18 protein-coding genes are annotated in these 23,486 nt (G+C 74.0%); 9 read left to right on the forward strand and 9 right to left on the reverse strand.

Annotation, left to right across the window (positions count from 1 at the left end):
- The 6 genes from IR158_RS05460 to IR158_RS05485 form a co-directional block, all read right to left on the reverse strand.
- Window positions 1-1,939: N-acetylmuramoyl-L-alanine amidase (locus tag IR158_RS05460; RefSeq protein WP_291810549.1), on the reverse strand; the 1,939-nt coding region annotated here is incomplete at its 3' end.
- A gap of 139 nt (window positions 1,940-2,078) precedes the next feature.
- Entirely contained in the window at window positions 2,079-4,886 is a 2,808-nt protein-coding gene (locus IR158_RS05465; protein WP_291808393.1) for a YfhO family protein, read from the reverse strand.
- Window positions 4,887-4,966: 80 nt separating this feature from the next.
- Window positions 4,967-6,742 carry a hypothetical protein gene (locus IR158_RS05470; RefSeq protein WP_291808390.1) on the reverse strand — a complete coding sequence of 592 codons (1,776 nt, stop codon included), beginning with the start codon at window positions 6,740-6,742 and terminating at the stop codon, window positions 4,967-4,969.
- Complete coding sequence (locus IR158_RS05475) at window positions 6,739-7,704, reverse strand: lysylphosphatidylglycerol synthase domain-containing protein (protein WP_291808387.1); 966 nt, start codon at window positions 7,702-7,704, stop codon at window positions 6,739-6,741. Before IR158_RS05475 ends, IR158_RS05470 begins: the two co-directional genes overlap by 4 nt.
- An 11-nt stretch (window positions 7,705-7,715) precedes the next feature.
- The gene (locus tag IR158_RS05480) at window positions 7,716-9,008 is read right to left on the reverse strand and encodes a glycosyltransferase (protein ID WP_291808385.1); all 1,293 of its coding nucleotides are present in this window, start codon (window positions 9,006-9,008) and stop codon (window positions 7,716-7,718) included.
- Window positions 8,995-10,032, reverse strand: a complete 1,038-nt coding sequence (locus IR158_RS05485) for a hypothetical protein (RefSeq protein ID WP_291808382.1) — start codon at window positions 10,030-10,032, stop codon at window positions 8,995-8,997. The genes IR158_RS05480 and IR158_RS05485 overlap by 14 nt, the downstream gene beginning before the upstream one ends.
- A 236-nt stretch (window positions 10,033-10,268) precedes the next feature.
- Here IR158_RS05485 and IR158_RS05490 point away from each other — a divergent pair, with 236 nt between their 5' ends.
- The 4 genes from IR158_RS05490 to IR158_RS05505 all read left to right on the forward strand — a co-directional run bounded on the left by IR158_RS05490 (window position 10,269) and on the right by IR158_RS05505 (window position 14,648).
- Complete coding sequence (locus IR158_RS05490; protein WP_291808380.1) at window positions 10,269-11,288, forward strand: glycosyltransferase family 2 protein; 1,020 nt, start codon at window positions 10,269-10,271, stop codon at window positions 11,286-11,288.
- A 59-nt stretch (window positions 11,289-11,347) separates the two neighbouring features.
- Window positions 11,348-12,448 carry a glycosyltransferase family 4 protein gene (locus IR158_RS05495; RefSeq protein WP_291808378.1) on the forward strand — a complete coding sequence of 367 codons (1,101 nt, stop codon included), beginning with the start codon at window positions 11,348-11,350 and terminating at the stop codon, window positions 12,446-12,448.
- The gene (locus IR158_RS05500) at window positions 12,448-13,416 is read left to right on the forward strand and encodes a lysylphosphatidylglycerol synthase domain-containing protein (protein ID WP_291808376.1); all 969 of its coding nucleotides are present in this window, start codon (window positions 12,448-12,450) and stop codon (window positions 13,414-13,416) included. The genes IR158_RS05495 and IR158_RS05500 overlap by 1 nt, the downstream gene beginning before the upstream one ends.
- 86 nt (window positions 13,417-13,502) lie before the next feature.
- Window positions 13,503-14,648: a glycosyltransferase family 1 protein gene (locus tag IR158_RS05505; protein ID WP_291808374.1), complete on the forward strand. Its 1,146-nt coding sequence runs from the start codon at window positions 13,503-13,505 to the stop codon at window positions 14,646-14,648.
- Here the strand turns inward: IR158_RS05505 and IR158_RS05510 are convergent.
- A complete protein-coding gene (locus IR158_RS05510) occupies window positions 14,638-16,278 on the reverse strand; it encodes a DUF2142 domain-containing protein (protein WP_291808372.1) in 1,641 nt (546 codons plus the stop codon). The two genes, IR158_RS05505 and IR158_RS05510, sit on opposite strands and share 11 nt — an antisense overlap.
- A gap of 137 nt (window positions 16,279-16,415) precedes the next feature.
- On the opposite strand from IR158_RS05510, the gene IR158_RS05515 reads away from it, so the two are divergent.
- From IR158_RS05515 to IR158_RS05530, 4 genes are read left to right on the forward strand one after another with little or no spacing between them, the layout of a single operon-like run.
- Window positions 16,416-17,156: a glycosyltransferase family 2 protein gene (locus tag IR158_RS05515; RefSeq protein WP_291808370.1), complete on the forward strand. Its 741-nt coding sequence runs from the start codon at window positions 16,416-16,418 to the stop codon at window positions 17,154-17,156.
- The gene (locus IR158_RS05520) at window positions 17,156-17,560 is read left to right on the forward strand and encodes a DUF2304 domain-containing protein (protein WP_291808367.1); all 405 of its coding nucleotides are present in this window, start codon (window positions 17,156-17,158) and stop codon (window positions 17,558-17,560) included. The genes IR158_RS05515 and IR158_RS05520 overlap by 1 nt, the downstream gene beginning before the upstream one ends.
- Window positions 17,557-18,855, forward strand: a complete 1,299-nt coding sequence (locus IR158_RS05525) for a hypothetical protein (protein ID WP_291808364.1) — start codon at window positions 17,557-17,559, stop codon at window positions 18,853-18,855. The genes IR158_RS05520 and IR158_RS05525 overlap by 4 nt, the downstream gene beginning before the upstream one ends.
- Window positions 18,848-19,894: a glycosyltransferase gene (locus IR158_RS05530; protein WP_291808361.1), complete on the forward strand. Its 1,047-nt coding sequence runs from the start codon at window positions 18,848-18,850 to the stop codon at window positions 19,892-19,894. Before IR158_RS05525 ends, IR158_RS05530 begins: the two co-directional genes overlap by 8 nt.
- Window positions 19,895-19,919: 25 nt before the next feature.
- Here IR158_RS05530 and rfbC read toward each other — a convergent pair whose 3' ends face one another.
- Window positions 19,920-20,537, reverse strand: coding sequence for a dTDP-4-dehydrorhamnose 3,5-epimerase (gene rfbC, locus IR158_RS05535; protein ID WP_291808357.1), 618 nt, complete (start codon window positions 20,535-20,537; stop codon window positions 19,920-19,922).
- A 96-nt stretch (window positions 20,538-20,633) separates the two neighbouring features.
- Between rfbC and rfbD the strand changes: the two genes are divergently transcribed.
- Window positions 20,634-21,488, forward strand: coding sequence for a dTDP-4-dehydrorhamnose reductase (rfbD, locus tag IR158_RS05540; RefSeq protein WP_291808355.1), 855 nt, complete (start codon window positions 20,634-20,636; stop codon window positions 21,486-21,488).
- A gap of 52 nt (window positions 21,489-21,540) precedes the next feature.
- On the opposite strand, the gene IR158_RS05545 is transcribed toward rfbD, so the two are convergent.
- A complete protein-coding gene (locus IR158_RS05545) occupies window positions 21,541-23,469 on the reverse strand; it encodes a hypothetical protein (protein ID WP_291808352.1) in 1,929 nt (642 codons plus the stop codon).
- Window positions 23,470-23,486 lie beyond the last annotated feature (17 nt).

Raw genomic sequence — 23,486 nt, forward strand, 5'->3', positions numbered from 1 at the left:
CGACGTAGACGTGCACCCCGATGGGGGCCGTCGTGTCCGGGTCGAGCGCCCAGCCACGCAGGGAGATGGTCGTCGGCGTCGTGGAGATCGCGTCCAGCACGCCGACGGGTGCCGCGTTGCTGACGGTCACGAGCGCGCAGCCGAGCACGACGTCCGCGCCGGAGCCCCGGTTGACCGCGGTGACGCACACGACGTGCCTGCCGTTGGCGGCCGTGATCCGCGCGTCGAAGCCGTGGCGCGACCCCACGCCGTAGGCGGCGGCGACATCGGGCCGGGCGCGGTCGGCGGCGATGTCGGAGACCTTGCCACCGACGGACACGCGGATCGTCAGCGACGCGTCGGTCTCGGGGTCGAAGGCCCAGCCGCGCACGGTGATGCCGGAGCCGCCCTGGTAGGCGTCGACGACGCCGCGCGGGGAGGCCGCGACCGCGGCGTTCGCCAGCTGGGCGACGCGTGCGCGGATCTGGGCCAGACGGTCGTAGAGGTACTGGCCGGGACACGTCGTGGTCGCGGCGTCGCGGTGCGCGTAGATCGTCGGGAACGACACCACGGTGCCCGCGGGGAAGCGTGACGCACCGCCGCCGGACACCATCGTCACGTTGGTGCCTGCGGTGATGCGGTGGACCGAGAACTTCCAGGCGATGAGCTGGCTGATGGCCTCCACCATCGCGTCGGGGGCCCCGGTGGTCGCGAAGTTACCGATCGCGGACACCCCGATCGTCCGGCTGTTGAAGCCGCCGGTGTGCACACCGACCACGGTGCTCGTCACGCCGCCGGCGCGTCCCTCGAAGGTCCGGCCGAACCGGTCCACGAGGAAGTTGTAGCCGATGTCGCACCAGCCCCGGCCGCCGGCCGCTTCCGGACGCGTGTGGTACGAGTAGATGCCGCGGATGATCCCGGCAACGGCGTCGGCGGAGTAGTCGTTCGCCGAGGCGGTGTGGTGCACGGCGGCCGAGACCATCGAGTTGGAGTAGTCGGGCGTGCAGCCGCGCAGCGACTCGTCCGCGCCCCAGCCGGCGCGGCTGATGATGGCGGGGCGCGCGGGGGCGGCCGCCGCGAGCACCGCGGCGTCGCGTACGGCGGCGTCACTCGCCCTGCCGGCGCCGGTGCTCGCCCCGACGGTCGCGCGCGCGTCGACCGTGGCCTCGCCGGGGTCGACCAGGACCGCCTTGAGCCCCGTGACCCTGCCGCTGCCCGCCTCGGCCCAGACCTGGAGGCCGTCGGCGCCGGCGGTGACGACGGCGTCCGTCCCGTCACGCGCACCCGCCTCGGCATCCGGGGTGCCGAGGTCCGGGGCGATGTCCGACGCCGACACGCCGACCCACTCCGACCAGCTGCCCGCCTCCCGGACCCGGTAGCGCACGACCACGTCGTCGAGGCCCGGCTCGTCCTGCCACGTGAGCCCGAGCACGGTGAACGGCGCGGTGTCGAGCGGTGCGGTCAGGACATCCGGAGTGGGCGTCGTGCCGGCACCGGCGGTCGGCGACGGCGACGGCGACGGCGCCGTGACGTCGGGGCTCGGCGCGGCGCCACGCGGCGCGGCCGACGGGCTCGCCGCAGGCTCGGAGGGGGCGGCCGGGGCGGTGGGCTCGGCGTCGGTCGCCGACGTGCGGGGCTCGTCGTCCTCGGTCGGCGTCGCGGCGAGGGCGGTGCGGACGACCCGCCCTCCCTCGCCCGACGAAGCGGTCGACCCGGCGTCGTCGACGGTCGCGTCCTGGCTCGCTGTCGCCGGTTCCGCCTCCTCCGCGAGCGGCACGTCCTCGGGGTCGGGGAGCGAGCTCACGAGGTCCGAGCGCACGCCGACGAGGTCGAGCTCCGTGACGTCGACCGAGCCGTCCGCCTCGGTCGCCGCGGTCGCGGCGGACCCCGGCAGGACGACGAGGGACGTGGCGAGGGCGGCGCTCAGCAGGACGGCGGCGGCGCGGCGAGGGTCGGACATGGGTGTCTCCTGTGCTCGGGCGTTAAGTCGAGGGGACCACGGACACCGGTCGGGCGCGCGGCCGACACGCCCGGTTCGACCGCTTCGACGGACGTGCGCGACGGCGCGTGCGCGGTCTGCCCCCTCCGTCCCGGGCGGCTCAGCTCCTCGCCGGCCGGCCCTCGTCGCCCCGGGCCCGGAACCGCCGCACGGCGAGCGTGACACCTGCGGCGAGCAGGACGACCACGCCGGCCGTGGTCGTCCAGAGGCCCGTGACCAGGCCGGGCGGCGCGTACGTGAGCTCGACCGTGTGCTGTCCGGCGCTGATCTCGACGCCCGAGAGCGCGTGGTCGACCCCGATGAGCTCGACCGGCCGGCCGTCGACGCGGGCGTGCCAGCCGGGCCGCCGGGCGTCGGCGACGACGAGCACACCGTCACCGTCGGCGGCCACGTCGAGCACGATCCGGTCGTCGTCCTGCAGGACGCGCACGACCCCGCGCGAACCGGCGGTCGGCGTGGTGGCGGGCGGCACGTCGAGGACGGCTTCGTCGTCGTCCAGGTGACCCCCCGCGAGCAGCGCGACCCGCGACTCCGGGTCGTCCTCCACCACGACCTCGGACGCCCAGCGGAACCGGGGGAGCGCGGTCGTGCGCTCGTAGACGGTCGCGTCGCCCGTGTGGACGACGACGAGGTCGTCGTCGGCACGGACCACGTTCGTCGCCCACCGGCCCTGGCGGTCGGTCTGCAGGGTGACGGTGGCGTCGTCGACACGCAGCCGCACGCGGAGCGGCCCCTCCTCGTCCACCGACGGCAGTGCCATCCACACGCTCCCGGGGTGGGCGAACCCGCGGGTCACCTGCGCGGTCCGGGCGACGACGCGATCGTCGTCGTCGACCAGCTCGAGCACGAGGGTGCCCTCCTGGCCGGACGCGAAGACGAGGCCCATCACCAGGTCGACGCGGACGCCCCGGACCGGGCCGTCCAGCTCCGCCGACGTGGCCCACTCACCCTGGAGGAGCGGTGCGTCGCCCCGCGGGCGACTCGTGCGCTCGAGGTCCCCGAGCAGCTCCGCCCCGGGCTCCACCACGGCGTAGCGCGCGGCGAGACGGTCGAGGGCGGGGGAGCCCAGGGCCTCCGAGGTCATCGTGGAGTAGGTGTCGCTGCGCATGGCGTCGGGGTCTGCCGACTCCAGGAGCGCGCGCCACTCCTCCGTGTGGAACGCGTGCCCCGTCGCGGACCGCAGCCCGTACGCGGTGCTGCTCCCCGGCAGCATCGTCAGTCCCGTGCTGGTGAAGCGGTCGCTCCCGAGCCGGTCGCGCAGGACCTCGTGCGTCGGCGTCTCGGGGTAGAAGGTGCTCACGGGCGATCGGGGCCACCACGCGTGAGCGACCTGGCCCGCCTGCACGGCCATGAGCAGGGGCAGGCACACCGCGGCCGCGACAGCCCAGGACCGACGGGAGGTGCGCAGCGCGACGAGCAGCAGCGTCACGGCGACGGCGAGAAGGACGACACCGACGACGAGACCCGTCCACGCAGCGCCGACCTGCTCGTGCGGTGCAGCCCGCAGCGCACGCACGACCGCGACCGCCAGGGCCACGGCGGCGGCACCGCCGAGTACCCACGCGGTGGCGGGGACGGGGCGACGGGTGGGCCGGGGGACGGTCTCGTGGTCGTCCGAGCGGGCGTCCGCCTGCGGCACGTCGGTCGAGCGTGCCCGGACCGACCGGACGAGGCGTTCCATCCCGTAGGCGGCGCACACGGCCGCGACCAGTCCCAGGAGCCCTCGCACGCGGCCGACGTAGTTGACGTCGAAGCCGGGCAGCCGTTGCACGAGGCCCAGCGCCAGTCCGGAGTAGACGACGGCCACGCAGGCGGCACCGCCCGTCGCCGCCGTGACGAGCGGCCACGAGAGCGCCCGGCGGGAGCGGACGGCGAGGGCGAGGACGACGAGCACCAGCGTCACGGCGCCGACGTACGACAGCCGCTCGACCGGGTTGCGCGAGCCGCCCCACAGCGGGTCGTCGACAGCCCCGAGGACGTCGGGGGCGAAGGTCGTCGCGAGCGCCGACCAGTCGAGGTGCATCTCCGGGGACTGCAGGCGGCGGTCCAGGCTGACGGCGCTGGTCGTGTTGAGGGCGAAGGGGATCAGCTGCCACGCCGACAGGGCGGCTCCGAGCAGTGCGCCGCTCGTCGCCACAGCAACCGACCGCAGCCACTCGCGCAGCGCCGCCCGGGCGTGCCACAGGCGCACGACCACCAGGACGAGCGACGCGTACGCCCCGTGCAGCAGCACCGCGGGAAACCCGCCGAGCAGCATCGCGGCGATCACGGCGCCCAGGGGCAGCGCGTCGCGCCACCGGCGGTGCTCGACAGCACGGTCGACGGCCCACAGCAGCAGCGGCAGGAGCACGGCGACACGCGTCTGCGGCCAACCGGTCCAGGCGATCATGAACCCGCTCGACAGGAAGGCGAGGCTGCCGACGGCCCACGAGGCCGGCCCGAGGCCGAGCCGCCGGAGCAGCAGCACCATCCCGCCCACGCCGACGGCGATCTCGAGGAGCTTCACCAGGCCGGGCGCGTACACGTCCGGCACGAGGAGCCAGGGGAGCGTCAGTGGCGAGAACATGGAGGAGTCGGGCAGCGACCCCAACGGGCTGCCCCCCGCGACGTACGGGTTCCACCACGGCATGTCGCCCTCGAGCAGCGCGTGCTTGAGCAGCAGCAGCCGCGGGATGACGGAGTCGACGGTGTCGGCGGGCCACGGGTTCCGTGCGGGGGTGTCGGCCAGGACGCCGTCCCACGGCGCGTACGCGCCCAGCATGTCGGTCGCGGCGAACACCGTCCGGCCGAGCAGCGCGGAGCCGACACCGACGACGACGAACAGGGCGAGCCCGCACCAGGCGGCGGCCGTGACGAGCGTGACGCCACGCGACGCGGGGTCCTGCAGGGCACGGACGGCTCGCTCCACGGCCCGTCCACCGGAGCGGCGCACGGAACGGATCACGCCGACGAGCGGTCGTACGGATCGATCAGGGGTGCCGCCCGACCTCACGGACGAACCTCGCGCACCGAGACGCGGCACTGCTCGATCGGGGCGCCGGCGACGTCGGAGCAGGTCGTCAGCGCCGTGAACGTCGCGAGCGGCGTACCGAGCGCCGTGAGGTCGGGATCGGCACCCGCCACAGGTGTGAACTGCAGGTGGTACCGGATCCCTGCATCGCGGACCTGCTGCCGGAAGGACGGGTCCGTGAGGTCGTACCCCTGGTCGGCCCGGCCGAAGACGCGGGCGTCGAGGTAGTAGGCCAGCCGAAGTGTCGCCCGGTAGTTGCTCCCGAGGATCGCGGAGCCCGCCGGCACGAACGGACGCATCTCACCGGCGAGGCGCGCGATGTCGGGGGGCTGCGACGCGGCCAGGGCGTGGGTGACACCGCGGGCCTTGCCGCCGACGCTGAACGGCGCACGCACCCCGGCCCCGTGCTCCCACGCCGCCGTCAGCGGGATGAGCAGGGCGAGTATCGCGGCGGCGGTGCGGACGACGAGGCCGCGGCCGGCCACGAACCGCTGCCATAGGGCAGGCAGCGCGCTGTACGCCGCCAGGGAGGACAGGGTGAGCAGGGGCCAGTAGTAGCGGGCGTTCCCGCCCTGCGTCGCGGCGGTGGTGACGCCGGCGTAGCCGAGGAAGTACACCCAGCCGGTGAGGACGAGCGCGAGGGTCGTCCGGCGCAGCCGTGCCTCGCCCGCTCGCGAGAGCACGAGCGCCGCGGTGGCGAGCGCCAGCACCGGGACGGTCCAGGGAGCGAAGCTGCGGATCCGTTCGAGGTAGTACGGGAAGGCCAGCAGCCGCTGCTCGACGTAGTAGGTGAGGCGGTCGCGCACCGTCAGCTGCTGCGTCTCCTGCCCGCCGCCGTCCGACCCGCCGCCGGTCCGTACCTGGAACGTCCGGTCCTCGCCGAACGAGATCGCGTGCTCGTTCGGTGGCGCCCACAGCACCGGCTCGCGCGCGGCCGCGCCGCCGGTCGGGTCGACCTTCGCGCTCATGTTGACGGCGAAGGACGAGCCGATCGTGGCCTCGCCGTACTTCCACGACAGGACGGCGGCCCAGGGTGCCGCGAGCAGGCCGGCGACGAGCACCGCCAGGCCGGCCGCAGCGGCCACCTGGCGTCGTGCCGTGCGGTCACGCAGCCGCAGCACGAGCCAGGCCGCGAGCACGACGACGACGACGGGCACGAGGAAGAGCTTGGTGACGTACCCGAGCGTGCACGTGGCGCCGAGCAGCACGGCGTGCCGTCGGACGTGGCGACCCGTCGCGAGGGACTCGTCGAAGCGCGCGAGGACGAGGGCGAACAGGGTCGTCCAGCTCACGACGAGGACGTCGGGCGTGAGCGACCGGACGTTGGCGAGGTAGAAGACCGCGGCGGTCGCCATGAACAGCAGGGTAGGCACGCTGCGGCCGTGCGTCGCCCACCACACCAGCGCGCCGCCGGCCGCGAGGCCCAGGGAGGCGCCCACGGCGGAGACGGCGACGATCGCGACGACGCCGTCGACGCCGAGTGCGATCAAGGGCGCCGCCAGCCAGCTGATCAACGGCGACCAGTACGCGTTCACGGCGGAGCCGAAGAGCCCCGACGCGTACTGCCGCGCGATCGAGATGTACGAGATGCCGTCGATGTTGTTGAGGTCGTGGCGTGCGCGCACCGTCGCGACCGCGAGCAGAGCGGAGGTCACGGCCCACAGGACGGCGGGGGCGGCCGGCACGCGGTCGACCGTTGCCCGCAGCCGACGCGCCGCCCCGGCAGCCACCGCCCCGGGCGTCGGGGCGGTCACGAACCGTCTCCCGTGGTGCCCGAGGACGCGGGGACCGTGCGCGGCGCGCCGCCCCGCGGGCGCAGCGCTGCGGCGCAGGCCAGGAAGAGGACGTCCACGGCCACGCTCCACAACCGCGTCAGTACCGTCACGACGACGGCGGCCTCGAGCGGCATGAGCGCGCTGAGGAACAGAGCCTGCACACCTTCGCGGACGCCCAGCCCTCCTGGCGCGAAGACGGCCAGCATGCTCACGGCGGACGCGATGCTGGCGGCGCCCACGACGTACGCCAGGTCGCTCCACGGCAGGTCGGAGTACACCGCGCGGGCCAGCAGGTAGTACGAGGCGCCGGTCAGCAGCGTGCCGAGCACGTACAGTCCGCCCCCGCTGAGGACCAGCGACCAGGTTGGGCGGTCCTCAGCGGGCAGCCGCCGGCGGGCGAGGCGATAGGCGAGGTCCAGCAGGCGACGCAGAACGGGAGGTGCCAGCGCCAGGAGGCACACGCCGGCGGCGACGGCGGACAGCACCGTCGCACGGCCCCCCAACGCGTCGAGGCGCGGGTCCAGGGCCAGCAGCGCGAGGCCGACCAGCAGCGTCGAGATGAGCTGCAGCGCGGCCTCGAGGGTGCCGCTCACGGCGAGCTTCGACCGGCTCACGCCGTGCTGAGCCGCGAAGTAGACCTTGCCGACGATCCAGGTGCCGGCGCCCAGCACGTACCGACCCAGCCACGCCTTGGCGTAGACGTACGAGAGCTCGCGTGCCGACCGGTGCACGTCGCGCGCGCCCAGGCGTCTCAGCAGGTGCAGCCAGACCAGCGCGCCCCAGTACCGGAACCCGAGCGCGAGCACCGTCGCGGCGGCCAGGGGGGCGGCGGAGAGGTGCAGCCCCTCCAGCTGGGCCCAGTCGATCCGGACGAGGTAGACGGCCACCGCGACCACGACGACGGCACTGAAGCCGATCTGGATCCAGGTGCGCGACGTCATCCGCCGACGGCTCACAGCCCTGCGTCCGTGCGTGTGATGAACGGGGCCACGAGCGCCTCGTAGTGCCGCTTCGCGAGCCGCTCCCACGAGAACTCGTGCGACAGCTCGAGCCCTCGGAGCGCGAGCTGCTCGCGCTGCTCGGGAGGCATCGCGGTCAGCCGCACGAGCGCGGCTGCGAGCCCGGCAGCGTCGCGCTGCTCCACGAGCAGCCCCGTGCGGCCGTCCTGCAGGATGTCGTCGGCGCCGCTCTGGCGGGTCGCGATGCACGGCAGGCCGTAGGAGAGGCCTTCGAGGAGGACGACCGGCAGGCCCTCCATGTCGCCGTTCGAAGCGACGACCGACGGGACGACGAGAGTGTCGGCCGCTCGGTACCACGCCTCCTTGTCCTCGCCCGTGGCGTAGCCGGCGAACGTGACGCGGTCAGCGAGGCCGAGAGCGTCGGCCAGCGCGACGAGCTCGTCGAGCAGCGGTCCGTCGCCCACGACGACGAGCCGCCAGGTGCCCAGGTCGTCGCGGACGGCGGCGAGCGCGTCGAGCAGGTAGGGCAGGCCCTTCTTCTCGACGAGACGCCCGACGAACAGCAGCACCTGCTCGTCCGGAGCCGCCTGGATCCGTGCGCGCGCACGCTCGCGGATCGTCCCGTCGTGCACCCGCGCGGGCAGGTTGGTGCCCATCGGGATGATGTGGATCGGCACGCCGCAGGTGTCGTCCTCGTCGAACCGTCGCAGTCGCGCGAGCGTCTGCGAGGAGACCGCGGACGCTGCGGCGGCCCGCCGCAGGGTCGAACGCACGACGAGGCGTCCCAGGACCGGCAGCCGGTGCCAGACGTCGACGTCGGAGGCGTGCGTGGTGAAGACGAAGGGGATCCCCGTCAGCCTCGAGACCCACGACGCGACGATGGCCTGCGGTGTGAACCAGTGTGCGTAGACGACGACAGGGCGCGTCCGTCGCGCCTCGCGCAGCGCTGTCACGAACTCGCCGAGGAAGAGGAACGGGACCGCGACGTACAGCCACGGGTTCCGTTGCAGCGCGGGCATGATGCCGCGTCCGGCGAGCACCTCGCCCGACCGGGGCCAGAAGTAGTGGAAGCGGATCTCCTCGAAGCCTGCGTGCCGCGTCCGGTCCTGGGTCGCGGAGCGCCGGTCGTGCGGAGCCACCACGCGGATCACGAGCTCGGGGTACTCCTCGGAGAGGGCGACCACCTGGTCGTGCACGAACGCCGGGACAGGGTCCTGGGCGTGGGTGGGGAACGTGGACGCCAGGACCAGGACGGATGGTCCCCGCCGCGGCTCAGCCCTGTCCATGGACCAGATCGGCGAACCGCGCGCGGTCGGCGTCGGTGAGCGCCCGCGTGTTGACGTACGTCAGCCGGCCGGCGCGACGCAGCAGGGACTCGATGACGTCGAGCTCGAGGCGGGTGAACCTCTCGTCGAACGTCGCGTCGCCCGACACGAGGTCGCGCATCGAGTCGTTGAGGTCGGCCGACCGTGCCACCTCCGCGGCGAGCTCGCGGGCGTTGTCGTCGCCGACGTCGACCGTCGTGGTGGCCGGGCCGTCCTTCCGGAGGAAGCCGATGCCCCCGACCGGCGCGGCGCTGCCGAAGACGTCACCGGGGAAGATCTCGTCCGCGTGGATGCGCGTCGAGATGAGGAACTCGGTCCGCAGCACGCGCTCGAGGACGAACCGGATGGCGTTCTTCCCGTACACCGCCGCGCGGTAGCGCAGCGGGATGCGCGCGCCGACCAGGCTGCGGACGTTGTACGTGAAGATGTGGAGCGGCCGCGGGTACGGGTGGACGATGCCCGACGTCGTGTCGACGAACAGCAGGTCGTCGCCCAGGAACCGGAACCCCTGCGCGAGCAGCGCGATGCTCAGCGTGGTCTTGCCCGTGCCGCCGTAGGCGGGCAGGGCGATCGCCTCGCCGTCCTTGGTGACGCCCGCCGCGTGCATGAACAGGACGCCGCTGTGCAGCAACTTGTAGTACATGACGGGTTCGAGCACCTGGGCCTGGAGGAACACGCCAATCGCGTTCATGTAGACGCGGTCGACCCAGTGCCGACCGAAGTAGATGTCGACCTGGTCGGTCTCCAGGCCGCGAACGAGCGTCCGGTACGTGAACAGCCGCTTGTACCGCGTGTGCCGGACGATGTCGCCGGGCCGTGCGTCCGGGAGGTCGTCGACGACGTGGACCCGGATCGTGGCGGCGGTCGCCGCTGCCGGGTCGCCCTGCGCGATGCGCAGGTACTCATTGTCGAAATATCGCCGATAACCGCGGTGGCGGGTGTTCAGCTCTACGGTCAGAAATCCGTAGAAGTTGTACCTCTTCACTGCTGCTTCCCACCTGTCCTGCCGGCTGCGCGTCCGCGGACCGTCTGTTGCGGCCGTCTCGGCGTCGTGGCCGCATCGATCCGTGTGCCAGTGATTCATCGGATGTTCGACCACTGGGCGCCGAAACTTTAGCAGTCGGGACCATCCCGAGGGGCGCCTTCCTGGTCACGTGTCCGGGTGGCGTCAGGCCTCGGTAGACTTGCCCCGATTCCGGTCCACCACCACCAGGACGTGACGTGAAGGTCTTCATTCAGATCCCGTGCCTCAACGAGGAGACGACGCTCCCCGCCGTGCTGGCGTCGATCCCTCGGCACATCGACGGCGTCGAGCTGGAGATCCTGGTCATCGACGACGGCTCGACCGACCGGACCGTCGAGGTGGCCCGGGAGCACGGTGTGCGGCACTTCGTGCGGCACACCCGGAACATGGGCCTGGCACGGTCGTTCAAGGACGGCGTGCACTACGCGCTCGCCCACGGCGCGGACGTCGTGGTCAACACCGACGGCGACAACCAGTACCCGCAGGACCGGATCCCGGACCTCATCGCGCCGATCGTCTCCGGTGAGGCGGACATCGTCATCGCGGACCGACAGACCGCGACGATCGCCCACTTCTCGCCGTTCAAGAAGATGATGCAGCGCCTCGGCAGCGCGGTGGTCAACGGTGCCGCCGACACCGACCTGCCCGACGCGGCGAGCGGCTTCCGCGCGTACTCGCGTCCGGCGCTGCTGCGGCTGAACGTCGTCACGGAGTTCAGCTACTGCATGGAGACGATCATCCAGGCGGGGCACAAGCGCCTGAAGATCGTCAGCGTGCCGGTGACGACCAACGCGAAGACGCGGGAGTCACGGCTGTTCACGAGCATGTTCCAGCACATGCGGAAGTCCGCCGCGGCGATCGTGCGGAGCTACCTCATGTTCAAGCCCCAGGCAGTCTTCGTGACACTCGCTGCCGTCTTCGGGGTGCTCGCCTTCGTGCCGATGATCCGGTTCCTGGTGCTGTGGATCGTCAACGACGAGGCCGCCGGCAACGTCCAGTCGCTCATCTTCGGGGCGATCATGGCGGTCGCGGCGCTCCTGTCGCTCGCCCTCGGCGTGCTGTCGGAGCTTCAGCGCACGAACCGCATCCTCCTCGAGGAGCAGCTCGAGCGGATCAAGGAGCTCCAGTACCGCCGGGAGCTCGAGAACGGTCCTGACTGGGAGAGCTGGTCGACGGAGCCGGTGCAGGTCGCCGCGTCGTCCGACGGGGCCGCGTGACCCGCACCGAGGGTGTCCGTCGGCCGCGGAGCGGCCCGGACCACGAAGGCGCCGGCCCGGTGCTCCGTGCGGCGGGCACGTACGACAGCGGTGCGCACCCGAGGATCCGCGTGCTCCTCGAAGGGCTGGCGCGGCGCGGCTGGACCGTCCAGGAGGTGGTCGAGCCGCTGCGGTTCGACACCCGGCGACGCGTCGAGGTCCTGCGGCGCCCCTCTCGGCTGCCCGCCTTCGGGTGGGCGTTGGTGCGCGCTTGGTCCCGCCTGGGGCCGCGTCTGGTCTCCGCGCGTCGGGGCCCGGCGCCGGACGCCGTCGTGGTGGGCCACATGGGGCACTTCGACGTCGCGCTGGTGCGCGCACTGTCCCCGAGGTGTCCGGTGGTCCTGGACTACCTCATCTCCGGTGCGGGCACGGCTCGCGACCGCGGCGAGCAGGGGCGGGTCAAGCAGCGGCTCCTGCGTGCGCTCGACCGCTTCGCGCTCGCACGGGCCGACGTCGTGGTGGTCGACACCGAGGAGCACGCACAGGCGCTCGACCCGGACGCTCGCCGACGTACCGTGGTGGTCGCGGTCGGGGCGGACGACCGGTGGTTCGGCGCGCGTCGCAACGAGGCTGCGGAGCCGGACGGCGGTGGCCGGCTGCGCGTCGTCTTCTACGGCGTCATGACCCCGCTGCAGGGCGCCGGCGTGGTGGCCGAGGCGCTGCGGGCGCTCGACGGTGCCGTGGACGCGACGATCGTCGGCCAGGGGCAGGACGGCGAGCTGGTCGACAGGCTGCTCGCCGACGTGCCAAGGATCCGCCGGCTGCCCTGGGTCCAACCGGACGACCTCCCCGCCCTCGTCGCGGAGCACGACGTGTGCCTCGGCATCTTCGGGGACGGCGAGAAGGCCCGGCTCGTGGTGCCCAACAAGGCTTTCCAGGGTGCGGCCGCGGGGTGCGTCGTCGTGACCGGTGACACCGCACCCCAGCGCCGGGCTTTCGGCTCTGCGGCGGTCCTCGTCCCGCCCGGTGACGCGGCGGCCCTCGCAGAGGCGCTGCGGCAGCTCGCGAGCGATCCGGCGGAGCTCGCCCGTCGCAGGTCCGCGTCCCGGGCCTGGGCGGACGCCCACTTCCGTCCCGAGTCGGTCGTCGCGCCGCTCGACGAGCGGCTGCGGGCACGCTGATGGGTCGGCTGCTCGCGCTGCTGCGCAACCCCGCCGTCCGGACGGGGTTCGTCGTGGTCGCGGTCGGGGCCGCGGTGGTCGCCGTCGTCGTCGAGCGCGAGACGCTGCTCGAGGCGCTCGACAGCCTCTCGGCCGGGGCCGTGCTCCTGGCCGCGGCGCTGGGGGCCGTCTTCCTCGTGTGCACGGGGGCCTCCTGGCGCACGGTCCTCGCCGACCTGGGCTCACCGCTGCCGCGCACGGACGCGCTGGTGATCTTCGGCGTCAGCCAGCTCGGCAAGTACGTGCCCGGCGGGGTCTGGAACGTCGTCGCGGCGGGGGAGATGGGAGCGGTGCACCGGATCCCGCGCCGCCGGTCGGTCACCGCCATGGGTGTGTCCGTGCTCGTCTCCGTGGTCACCGGTCTGGCGCTGGGCGTGCTCACGGTCGCGACGGTCGGTGCCAGGGGTCTGGACCTGCGCTGGCTGTGGTGGGCCGCACCGGTCATGGTCCTCTTGCTCGTCCCGCCCGTCCTGAACAGGTGCCTGGCGCTGGGCATGCGCGTGCTGCGCCAGCCGGTGCCCGAGGAGCCGCTCACCACGAGCGGGACGCTCCGCGCCGTCGCGTGGGCGATCGTGGGCTGGCTGGCGATCGGGTGCCAGGTCGGCGTCATCGCGACCGCCCTCGGACTCCCGCTCACCGTCGGGTCCTTCCTGCTGTGCGTCGGGGCGTACGCCCTCGCGTGGGTCGTGGGCTTCCTCGTCGTGGTGACCCCCGCCGGTCTCGGCGCCCGGGAGGTGGTGCTCGCGGCGATGCTGGGCGGGTCGCTCGCGTCCGGGCAGGTCCTGCTCGTGGTCCTGTCGTCCCGCGTCCTGCAGACCGTCGGGGACCTCGCGCTCGCCGGCCTCGGTGCGCTGCTCGCCCGCCGCGCGGCGTCGAGGCGCCGCGCCGCCGCGGGCACGGGCGTGCCGTCTCACGGCGAGGCCCTCTGACCCTGCGCGGCACCGCCGCGCGGCGTCGGGACGTGCGCGTCGCTCCGCCGGCGGCTGCGCCACGGCGGACGCCCTAGGGTGTCCGGGTGCGGATCCTCCTCGACGCGACAGCAGTTCCCGAAGACCGTGGCGGCGTCGGGCGGTACGTCGACGCGCTGCTGCCGGCCCTGGTGGCGCAGGGCGTGGAGCTCGCCGTCGTGTGCCAGGCCCGTGACGCCGCTCGCACGTCCGAGCTCGTGCCGTCTGCCGAGGTCGTCGCCGCGCCGCCACGGATCGTGCGGCGGCCTGCTCGACTCGCCTGGGAGCAGGTCGGCCTGCCCCGCTTGGCCCGGGGCCTCGCGGTGGACCTGCTGCACAGCCCGCACTACACGATGCCGCGTGTCCCCGGGGTGCCGGTCGTCGTGACGCTCCACGACGCGACGTTCTTCTCGCACCCCGAGCTGCACTCGCGCCTCAAGGGCGGCTTCTTCCGGCGAGCGACACGTCACGCCATCACGCACGCCGCGGCGCTCGTCGTGCCGTCGCGCGCGACCGCCAGCGAGGTCGTACGCCACGCCGGGGGTGCTCCCGAGATGTTCCACGTCGCGTACCACGGTGTCGACACGTCGCTGTTCCACCCGGTCGACGAGGGCGACCGCGCTCGTGTCGCTGCCTCGCTCGACCTGGGCGGGCGACCCTACGTCGGGTTCCTCGGGACGCTCGAGCCGCGCAAGAACGTCCCGGCGCTCGTGCGGGCGTGGGGGCGGGCGGTCACCGACCTCGCGGAACCGCCGGCGCTGGTCCTCGCGGGCGGACGGGGATGGGACGACCAGGTCGAGCCCACGGTCGCGGCGGTCCTCGCCGAGCACCCCCACCTGCGGGTCAGGCTCCCGGGCTACCTGCCGCTGGAGGACCTCCCGGGCTTCCTGTCCGGCGCGCAGGTGCTGGCGTACCCGAGCCTGGGTGAGGGCTTCGGGCTTCCGGTCCTCGAAGCCATGGCGTGCGGCGCGGCGGTCCTCACGACGCGCGAGCTCTCGCTGCCCGAGGTCGGTGGTGACGCGGTGGCCTACTGCGGGACGGACGAGAACTCGATCGCCACCGGGCTGCGCGCGCTGCTCGACGACACGGCTCGTCGTTGTGCCCTGGCCGCCGACGCCGTCCACCGGGCGGCACGCTTCACGTGGCAGGCCGCTGCCGCGGCGCACGTCGAGGCCTACGACGCCGCGTTGCGGCGTCGCGCCGTCAGGCCCTGAGCGGCCCGGACGCCGAGGCCGGCTCCGCCTCGCCCGGTGCACCGGGAGCCGTCCGGTCGGGACCCGTCGCGGGCTGCACGGCGGACAGGGCCGGGGTGTCGCCCGGACGGAACCAGCGCCACGCGAGCCAGGCCAGCACCGCCGCGAGGACCGCGTACGCGAGTGTTCCCGTGAGGAAGCCGATCGGGGACGACCACCGCGGCTCGAGCGTGAGGACCTCTCCGGCGAGCCCCTCGGCGTACCGGCGTGACGCCCAGTAGAACGCGGCGACGTGGCCGACGAGGACCACGGGCAGCGTGCCGCGCGCCAGACGGCGGAGGAGGTCGCGCTCCGGGGTGCCGGTGCCGTCCGCGACCAGGGCGGCCAGCAGCGGGACGCCCACGGCGAGGGGCAGCGCGTATCGTCCCTGCCAGATCAGCCCGGTGTCGGCGGCCGTCGGCACCTGCAGCACGAGCGGGGCGGCCGCCGTGCCGACGACCAGGAGCAGCAGGGCGCGTCGCAGCCGGGGCGCGCGCGCCGCGCTGAACGCCACCAGCAGGACCGCCCCGAGCATCGCGTACCACGCGATGAACGTGGCCGGCGGTGAGGGCGCGTCCAGCCACCCGTAGTCACCGATCATGTTGAGCAGGTACTCGGACGTCTTGCCGACGACCGACAGGACGGTCGTGCGGGGATCGGCGAAACCGGGGTACTGGTCCCGCGTCGTGACGACGGACGGGTGCGTCACCAGCCACGCCACGGCCGCTGCGCACGCGGCGAGGGTCGCCGCGACGAACCACCGGAACCGGGGGTGGCGCACGACCTCCCGCCACCGGCCGCGCGGCGCGGCGACGAGCGCCACGACGACGACCGCCAGGGCCCACAGCGGCGCGGACGACCGCGAGTTCACCAGCAGGGCCCCGGTGACGACCGCCTGTGTCAGGGCTCCCGTCGTCACGGGGCCGCGGCTCAGCACGATCCCGAGGCAGGCGCACCAGAAGGCGAACGCGGCGGCGATCTCCAGACCGGCCGGGTTCACGGTCGCCCCGAGGAAGAAGCACATCGGGGTCAGGGCGATGGCGGCGCCCCACGGACCCGCGCGGTTGCCCGTCACGCGGGTCAGGCGGAACAGCCCCCAGGTCAGCAGCAGGCCACTGACCAGGGCGCTGACCAGGCGCATGGCCATGATCCCGGCCTCGGCGGGGAGGAACAGCGACGGCCACCCCACGAGCGCGTAGTACAGGGGCGGGTACTGCGCGGCGTACGTGCGCGTCTCGATCGCGTCACCGGACTCCGGCAGGTCCTGCTGGCAGGCAGCGGGGACGTCGGGCTGGAAGGCGAAGCAGTTGGGCAGGAGCACGGACGCCGCGTAGTCCGCCGGGAGCAGGACGACGCCGGCGACGCCAGGCTCGGCGCCGGCACCGGGGTCGGGCTCCGCGTCAGGAAGCGTCACCTGACCGCGGACGACGCCCGCGGCGCGCACCACGTGACTGGGCTCGTCCGGGGAGGACATCAGCGGTGTGCCCAGTGACCAGCACATCCCGAGCGCGACGACGAGGGCTCCGACGGCCGTCCAGCGGGCGGCGGTGCGTCGGTGATGACCGCTCCGCGTGCCCGCGTCGTCGTCGTGGGCAACGGGCGTGCGGGACATCGGCGCTGGCCTCCGGTTACGGTTCCGCCGCCGGGCCGGCGACGCGGACAGTGTAGGCGTGCCGCCGTCGCGCCGGGGCTGTCACGGTGGCGCCGCGTCCGTCCGGCGGCGCCCTCCCGGACGGTAGTCTTTCCGCCGTGTCCGTCCCCCCTGTGAGTCGTGTGCTGGTGGTCCTGCCGGCCTGGAACGAGAGTGAGTCGCTCCCCGGAGTGCTGGCGGAGATCCGCGAGCACCTGCCCGGGGTCGGGGTGCTCGTGGTCGACGACGGGTCGCTCGACGGCACCGCCGCAGTCGCACGGGCGCACGGGGTGGACGTGCTTGAGCTGCCCTTCAACCTCGGCGTCGGCGGTGCGATGCGGGCGGGCTTCCGGTACGCGCTCGAGTCCGGCTACGACGCCGTGGTCCAGGTCGACGCCGACGGTCAGCACGACCCGCGTGACGTCCCGCGCATCGTCGAGCGGCTCGCGCACGCCGACGTCGTGATCGGTGCCCGCTTCGCCGGGACGGGGCAGTACGTGGCCCGCGGTCCGCGGCGGTGGGCGATGCGCGTCCTCGCGGCCGTGCTCAGCAGGGTGGCCTCGACGCGCCTCACCGACACGACCTCCGGATTCCGCGCCGCCGGCCCGCGGGCCGTGGCGCTGTTCGCCCGCCACTACCCCGCGGAGTACCTGGGCGACACCGTCGAGTCCCTCGTGATCGCGGCCCGCTGCGGGTTGCAGATCGAGCAGATCGGCGTCGCCATGCGCGAGCGCTCGGCGGGACGACCGTCGCAGAGCCCGGTGAAGGCGTCGATCTACCTGGCACGGGCGTGCCTCGCGCTGCTGATGTCCCTCATGCGCCGCCGTGAGACGGTCGTCCCGCAGGAGGTGGCGGTCTGATGAACGGGCACCTCTTCGCGCTTCTCGGGGCGCTCGTCACGCTGGTCTTCATGTTCGAGCTCCTGCGCCGCCGACGGCTGCGCGAGAAGTACGCGAGCCTGTGGATCGTCGTCGCGCTCCTCGTGCTCGTCGCAGCGGTGTTCCCTGCCGTCACGGAGTGGCTCTCCGCCCTGGTGGGGATCACCACGCCGGTCAACCTCGTGTTCTTCCTCGGGCTGCTCGTGCTCCTCGTCGTCTGCGTGCAGATCAGCGCCGAGGTCAGCGAGCTCGAGCTCGAGAACCAGACGCTCGCCGAGGAGGTAGCGCTGCTGCGCCTGCGCGTCGAGCGGCTGGAGAGCGCCGTGGAGGGCGGCAGCGCGTCCGAGACGCCCGCAGCCCCCGACACGGACGGCCGGAACCTGTGACGGCCCCCGCCGAAGCCTCGTCCCGTGGCCTCGGCGACCGTTGGGGATTCCTCTCCGTCGCCGTCGGGCTGGGCGTCTACGGCCTGGCGTCGTACGCGTACCTGACCGTATCGGGACGGGCGCTCGGGGTCGCGTTGTTCGCCCCGCTGTCCGTGCTGTGGACCCTGCTCAATGCGGTCGGCATCGGCTTGTTCCTCCCGCTCGAGCAGGAGCTCGGGCGCACGACGGCGTCCCTCAGGGCGCGGCGACGCGGGAACGGTCCGGCCGTGCGGGCGGTGCTCGCGACGGGCGGCGCTCTCCTGGCGGGCGTGGCGGTGGTGTGCCTCGTCGCCTGGCCCGCGTTGGAGGCGCGGCTGTTCCACGGTCACGCCGTCCTCGTGCCGCTGCTGGTCGGCGGGCTCGCGGGGATGGCGGTCGCGTACGCAGCGCGAGGTCTTCTCGCGGGGAACAGCCGGTATCCCGCGTACGGTGCGCAGCTGGCCGTCGACGGCGTGCTGCGCGTCGGCGGGGCGGGGCTCCTCGCCGTGCTCGGCGTCCGCGAGGTGGGCGCCTACGCGCTCGTGCTCGTGCTGGCTCCGCTCCTGTCGGTGCTCGTGACGACCCGTCGCGCGGGTCTCGTTGCGCCCGGGGAGGCGACGGACGCCGTCGGGCTGCGCCGCGCGGTCGTCGCACTCGTGCTGGCTTCGCTCGCGTCGCAGCTCCTTGCCAACGTCGGCCCCATCATCGTGCAGCTGCGTGCCGCGCCGCACGAGCAGGTGCTCACGGCACAGTTCACCGCGGCCCTCACGGTCGCGCGCGTCCCGGTCTTCATGTTCGCCGCGGTCCAGGCGGTGCTCCTGCCGGGGCTGGCGGCGCTGCGCGGCGCCGGTGACCTCGCCGGCTTCCGACGACGGCTCGGCCTGGTCACGGCCGTGACGGCAGGGCTGGCTGCAGCCGGGACGCTGGCTGTCTGGGCGTGGGGCGACGCGCTCGTCCCACTGCTGTTCGGGGACGCCTTCAGCGTCGCGAGCGTCGGTCGCGGTGCCGTGACCCTCATCGCGCTGTCCGGCGGCCTGTTCATGCTCGCGCAGGTCGCGGCCCAGGCGCTGCTGGCCCTCTCCGGGGACCGCGCCGTCGGGACGGGCTGGGGCGTCGGCCTGGTCGCGCTCGTGCTGACCGCTGTCGTCCCAGGCCCCGTCACGACCGTCGCGGCCGTCGCGCTCGTCGTCGGTTCGGCCGTCGCGCTGCTGGCGCTGGCTGTCCCACTGCTCGCCCGGCTGCGTGTCGCCGCCGCCACGGAGGTCGACCATGTCTGAGACCACCGAGCCTGGCCCCGGCGTGGACCGGGACGTCGACGTCGTGATGCTCGCGTACGGCGACGAGCCGTACCTCGACGAGGCGATGTCGGCCGTCGTGGCGTCGGCTGGGGTGCGGGCCCACCTGACGCTCGTGGACAACGGGACCACCCGCGGCGACCTCGACGAGCTGTGCGCGCGGACCGGCGCGACGCTGCTGCGCCCCGGGCGCAACCTCGGGTTCACGGGCGGCGTCAACCGCGGGCTGGCCGAGGGTCGGTCCCCGTACGTGGCTCTGGTCAACAGCGACGCCATCGTCGCCCCGGACGCCCTGGCCCGCCTCGTCGCCGTCGCGGCGGACCCCGCCGTCGGCATCGCGTCCGGTGACGTGCGGCTCGCGGACGACCCGCAGACCATGAACTCGGCGGGCAACCCGCTGCACGTCCTCGGGCTGAGCTGGGCCGGTGGGCTGGGGGAGCCGGCGACGTCGCACTCCGAGCCGGGCGACGTCGCCTCGGCCAGCGGCGCGGGGCTCGTGCTGCGTCGCGAGGTGTGGCACCTGCTGCGCGGCTTCCCGGAGGAGTTCTTCGCGTACCAGGAAGACCTCGAGCTGAGCTGGCGCACGTGGCAGGCCGGGATGCGCGTGCGGTACGTGCCGGACGCCGTCGTCGTCCACTACTACGCCTTCGGTCGGCACGCGTCGAAGATGTACCTGCTCGAGCGCAACCGCCTGCTGTTCGTCCTCACCACCTACGGCGCCCGCACGCTCGCGCTGCTCGCCCTGCCGCTGCTGGCGTTCGAGCTCGCCATGCTGGTGGTGGCGACGGCCCAGGGGTGGGGCCGCCAGAAGCTGCGCGGGTGGTGGTGGGTGCTGCGGCACGCCGCATGGGTCCGCTCCCGACGGCGGTGGGTGCAGCAGCAGCGCGCCGTACCCGACCGGGACCTGGTGCAGCTGTGGGTCACCCGCTTCGACCCCGCCGTGCTCCCGCTGCCGCCGGGTGCGGGGATTCTGCAGAGCGCCCTGGCCGGGTACTGGCGGGCGGTGCGGCCGCTGCTCTGAGGGAGCGGCGCGCACCGCCCGGGCTTCAGACGCGCAGGCTGCGCAGGTACTCGTCCACGGCCGCCGCGTCGGGGAGCAGACCGGCGGCGCGCGCCTCGGCGAGCGTCGGCGCGGCGGTGTCCTTGTCGGACAGCTGCAGCGTCAGGGGGCTGCCGTCCCGAGCCGTCGTCGGCCACGTGATCCCGATCTCGGCGTCCAGCGGGTGGATGCCGTGCTCGCGGCCGGGCGCGTAGCCCGACGAGCACAGGTACAGCACGGTGGAGTCGTCCTCGAGCGAGACGAACGCGTGGCCCAGGCCCTCGCCGAGGTAGATCGCGCGCCGGTCGACGTCGTCGAGCAGCACCGAGTCCCACCGGCCGAAGGTCGGTGACCCCACCCGGATGTCCACGACCACGTCGAGCACCGCCCCCTTGGCGCACGTCACGTACTTCGCCTGCCCCGGAGGCACGTCGGCGAAGTGGATCCCGCGCAGGACGCCGGCCGCCGACACCGAGCAGTTGGCCTGCTGCAGGTCGAACGCGTGCCCGGTGGCCTCACCGAACGGTCCGGACTTGAAGTACTCGAGGAACACGCCCCGGGGGTCCCCGTGCTGCTGGGGCGTGATCTCCCACGCCCCGGGCACGTTCAGCTCGCGGTAGTGCACGTCGGCTCCTTCTCGATGGTGGGCGGGACGACTCACCCTACCGGCGGGTGAGGGCGGGTAAGGTGAGCCGCCGTCGTCGGATGACAGGGAGCAAGCGTGCGCTGGGTGGTCATGGGAAGTGCTGGGATGCTCGGCACGGACGTCGTGTCGGCGGCTCGGTCCGCAGGGCACGACGTGGTCGCGCACGACCGGGAGACGGTCGACATCCTCGACCCCGACGCGGTCGGCCGCACGGTCGACGGCGCGGACGTCGTCGTCAACTGTGCCGCCTGGACGGCGGTCGACCTCGCCGAGGAGCGGGAGTCGGACGCGTTCGCCGTCAACGCCACCGGCCCACAGGTCCTGGCGCGCCGTGCGCGTGAGGCCGGCGCGCGGATCGTCCAGATCTCGACCGACTACGTGTTCCCGGGCGACGCGACGTCGCCCTACGGGGAGACGGACCTCGCCGCGCCGCGCTCCGCGTACGGAAGGACGAAGCTCGCCGGTGAGTGGGCGGTCCGAGCCGAGAACCCCGACCACCTCGTGGTGCGCACCGCGTGGCTCTACGGGGCTGCTGGTCGGTGCTTCCCCCGCACGATCGCGCGCGCGATGGCCGAGCGCGGTGCGCTGCAGGTCGTGGCGGACCAGGTCGGCCAGCCCACGTGGACCCGTGACCTGGCGGACCTCGTGCTGCGTCTGGTCGCCGCAGGTGCACCGGCCGGCACGTACCACGGCACGTCGTCGGGCTCCACCTCCTGGCACGGTTTCGCGCAGGAGGTCGTCGCCTCGGCCGGGATGGACCCGGAGGCGGTGGCACCCACCTCGAGCGCCGACTACAGCCAGGCAGCCCCTCGCCCCGCCTACTCGGTGCTGGGGCACGACGCGTTCGCACGTGCCGGCGTCGCTCCCATCGGTGACTGGCAGGAGCGTTGGAGGGTCGCCGCGGGCGAGGTGCTGGGAAGCACCGCCTGACGTCGACGCGCCGAGCTGACGCCGGGCCCGTCCACGGGATCGAGATGGCTCGTTACCAGGACACGACCGGCACGTCCTCGACGAGGTCGGAGACGACCGTCGCGACGTCGCCGGGAGCGACCACGACCCGCCAGCCGCGCTCGTCGACGACCCGGGCGAGATCGCTGGGCGCCGCGGGCGCCAGCAGGACCGCGGCGTCCGCCTCGGTCGCGGTGGTCCACGTGCCGGTGAGCGCGAGGAACCACTGCTGGGCGTTCACCGGGTGCAGGGTGGGGATCGCCTGGAGGAAGACCGCCGGCGACGAGGTCGCCGTCGCGAGTGCCGCCTCGGCGCCGGCGAGGAGGTCCCCGGCCGTGGTGACCAGGGCCGGCTCCGCGGGGAAGGTGCCGGTGGAGCGGCCGAGCACGTCGTGGACCTGCAGGAGCGCCACGCTCCCGACGGTGACCGCACCGACGAGGCGCAGTCGTTCCTGCCTGCTCCGCACCGACGGCACGGGGGCTCCGCGGAGCACGACGCCGGCGGCGACGACGACCGCGGACACGAGCGCGAGCCCGAGGACGAGCTTCCAGAAGTAGTAGGACAGCTCGCCTGCCGCCAGGACCTGCAGGGCGCCGACCGCGACCGCACCCCCTGCGCCGATCGCGACGACGGCGGCCGTGGCCGGGAGGCGCCGGTGTCCACCAGGCGCGAGGCACACGGCGACGGCACCGGCCACGAGTGACAGGGCGAGCCCCGCCTGCGGGAGGGCGATGCCTCCGGGAATGACCAGGACCTCGGCGACGTCCAGAGCCCGCAGGGTGGCAGCCGCGTGCAGGACGCCGGCGCACGTGGCCATGGCGATGACGGCGACGGTCGCCCAGCGGCGGGGCGTACCGCGCCACGCCGCGCGGTCGCGGCGCGCGGCGATGAGCAGGACGGCGGGGAGCGCGACGACGCAGAGCAGCGCCCAGCTGTGGGCGACGCACACGAGGAGACCGCCGGCCGCGGCCACCGGCAGCGGGAGGGCGACCCTGGGCGTGGTCAGCGCCAGCAGGACCGCGGCACCGGCCGCTGCGGACGCGAGCACGATGTTCGGGAAGCCGGCGCTCGCGGCGTACGCGCCCGGGCCGAGCAGGAAGACGCCGGCGACCCCGGCTGCCGCCAGCGCGAGGGCTGCCGGCCGCCGCGGTGCCGTGGGCAGCGCGCACAGGCCGGCGACCAGCACCACGGCGGACGCGCCGAAGATGATCGCGTGCGCGTGCAGGAAGAGCACGACCTCGTCCGCGGTCGGCCCAAGGAGGGGCCGGAACAGCTCGATGAGGGTAGCGACGACGGCGTGGTAGCCCTGCGGGTAGTCCCCGAACTTCCAGGGCTCGCCCGTGGGACCTGCACCGAGCGCGGGCACGACGGCACCGTGCCGTCGGATCATCAGCACCATGTCGGCGTGGGCCGAGAAGTCCCACGCCGGCAGCAGGCGAGCGAGCGCCTCAGGTCCGGTGCGGACGGCCAGCAGGCCCCGCGTCGCGACGACGGCGGTCGCGGCGGTGGCCGCCACCAGCAGGTCGACCGTGCGCCACCGGGGGAGCACCAGCTCCCTCGTCCGTGCGAGGACACGCCCCGGCCCCTCCCAGGCGAGCACGGCCACGAGCGCCCCGGTGACCGACGCAAGCAGCGCACCCGCGCGCCCTACCGTGCCGAGGGGCAGGTCGACCCACCAGAGCGCTGGGACGGCTCCGACCGCCAGACCGGCCGTCAGGAGCAGTCGGCGGACACCGAGCCGCGACGTCGGCAGCGCGATGACGACCGCGAAGGCGAAAGCGAGCGCCGCCCACCCCTCGAGCGCGCCGGTGCTCCGCAGCAGGATGACCGCCGCACCGGCCAGCCCTCCGAGGGCCAGCGCGCTCGCGCGGTGCAGGGTCCGGCGTCGCGGTCCCACGGGCACGAGCGCGCGCGTCGGCGCCTGGGCAGCGGTGCCGCGCCGTGCGGCGGTCAGGTCGAGCACAGTGCGTCCGTTCGCGG

Source organism: Cellulomonas sp., assembly GCF_015234515.1.
Classification (GTDB): Bacteria; Actinomycetota; Actinomycetes; order Actinomycetales; family Cellulomonadaceae; genus Cellulomonas.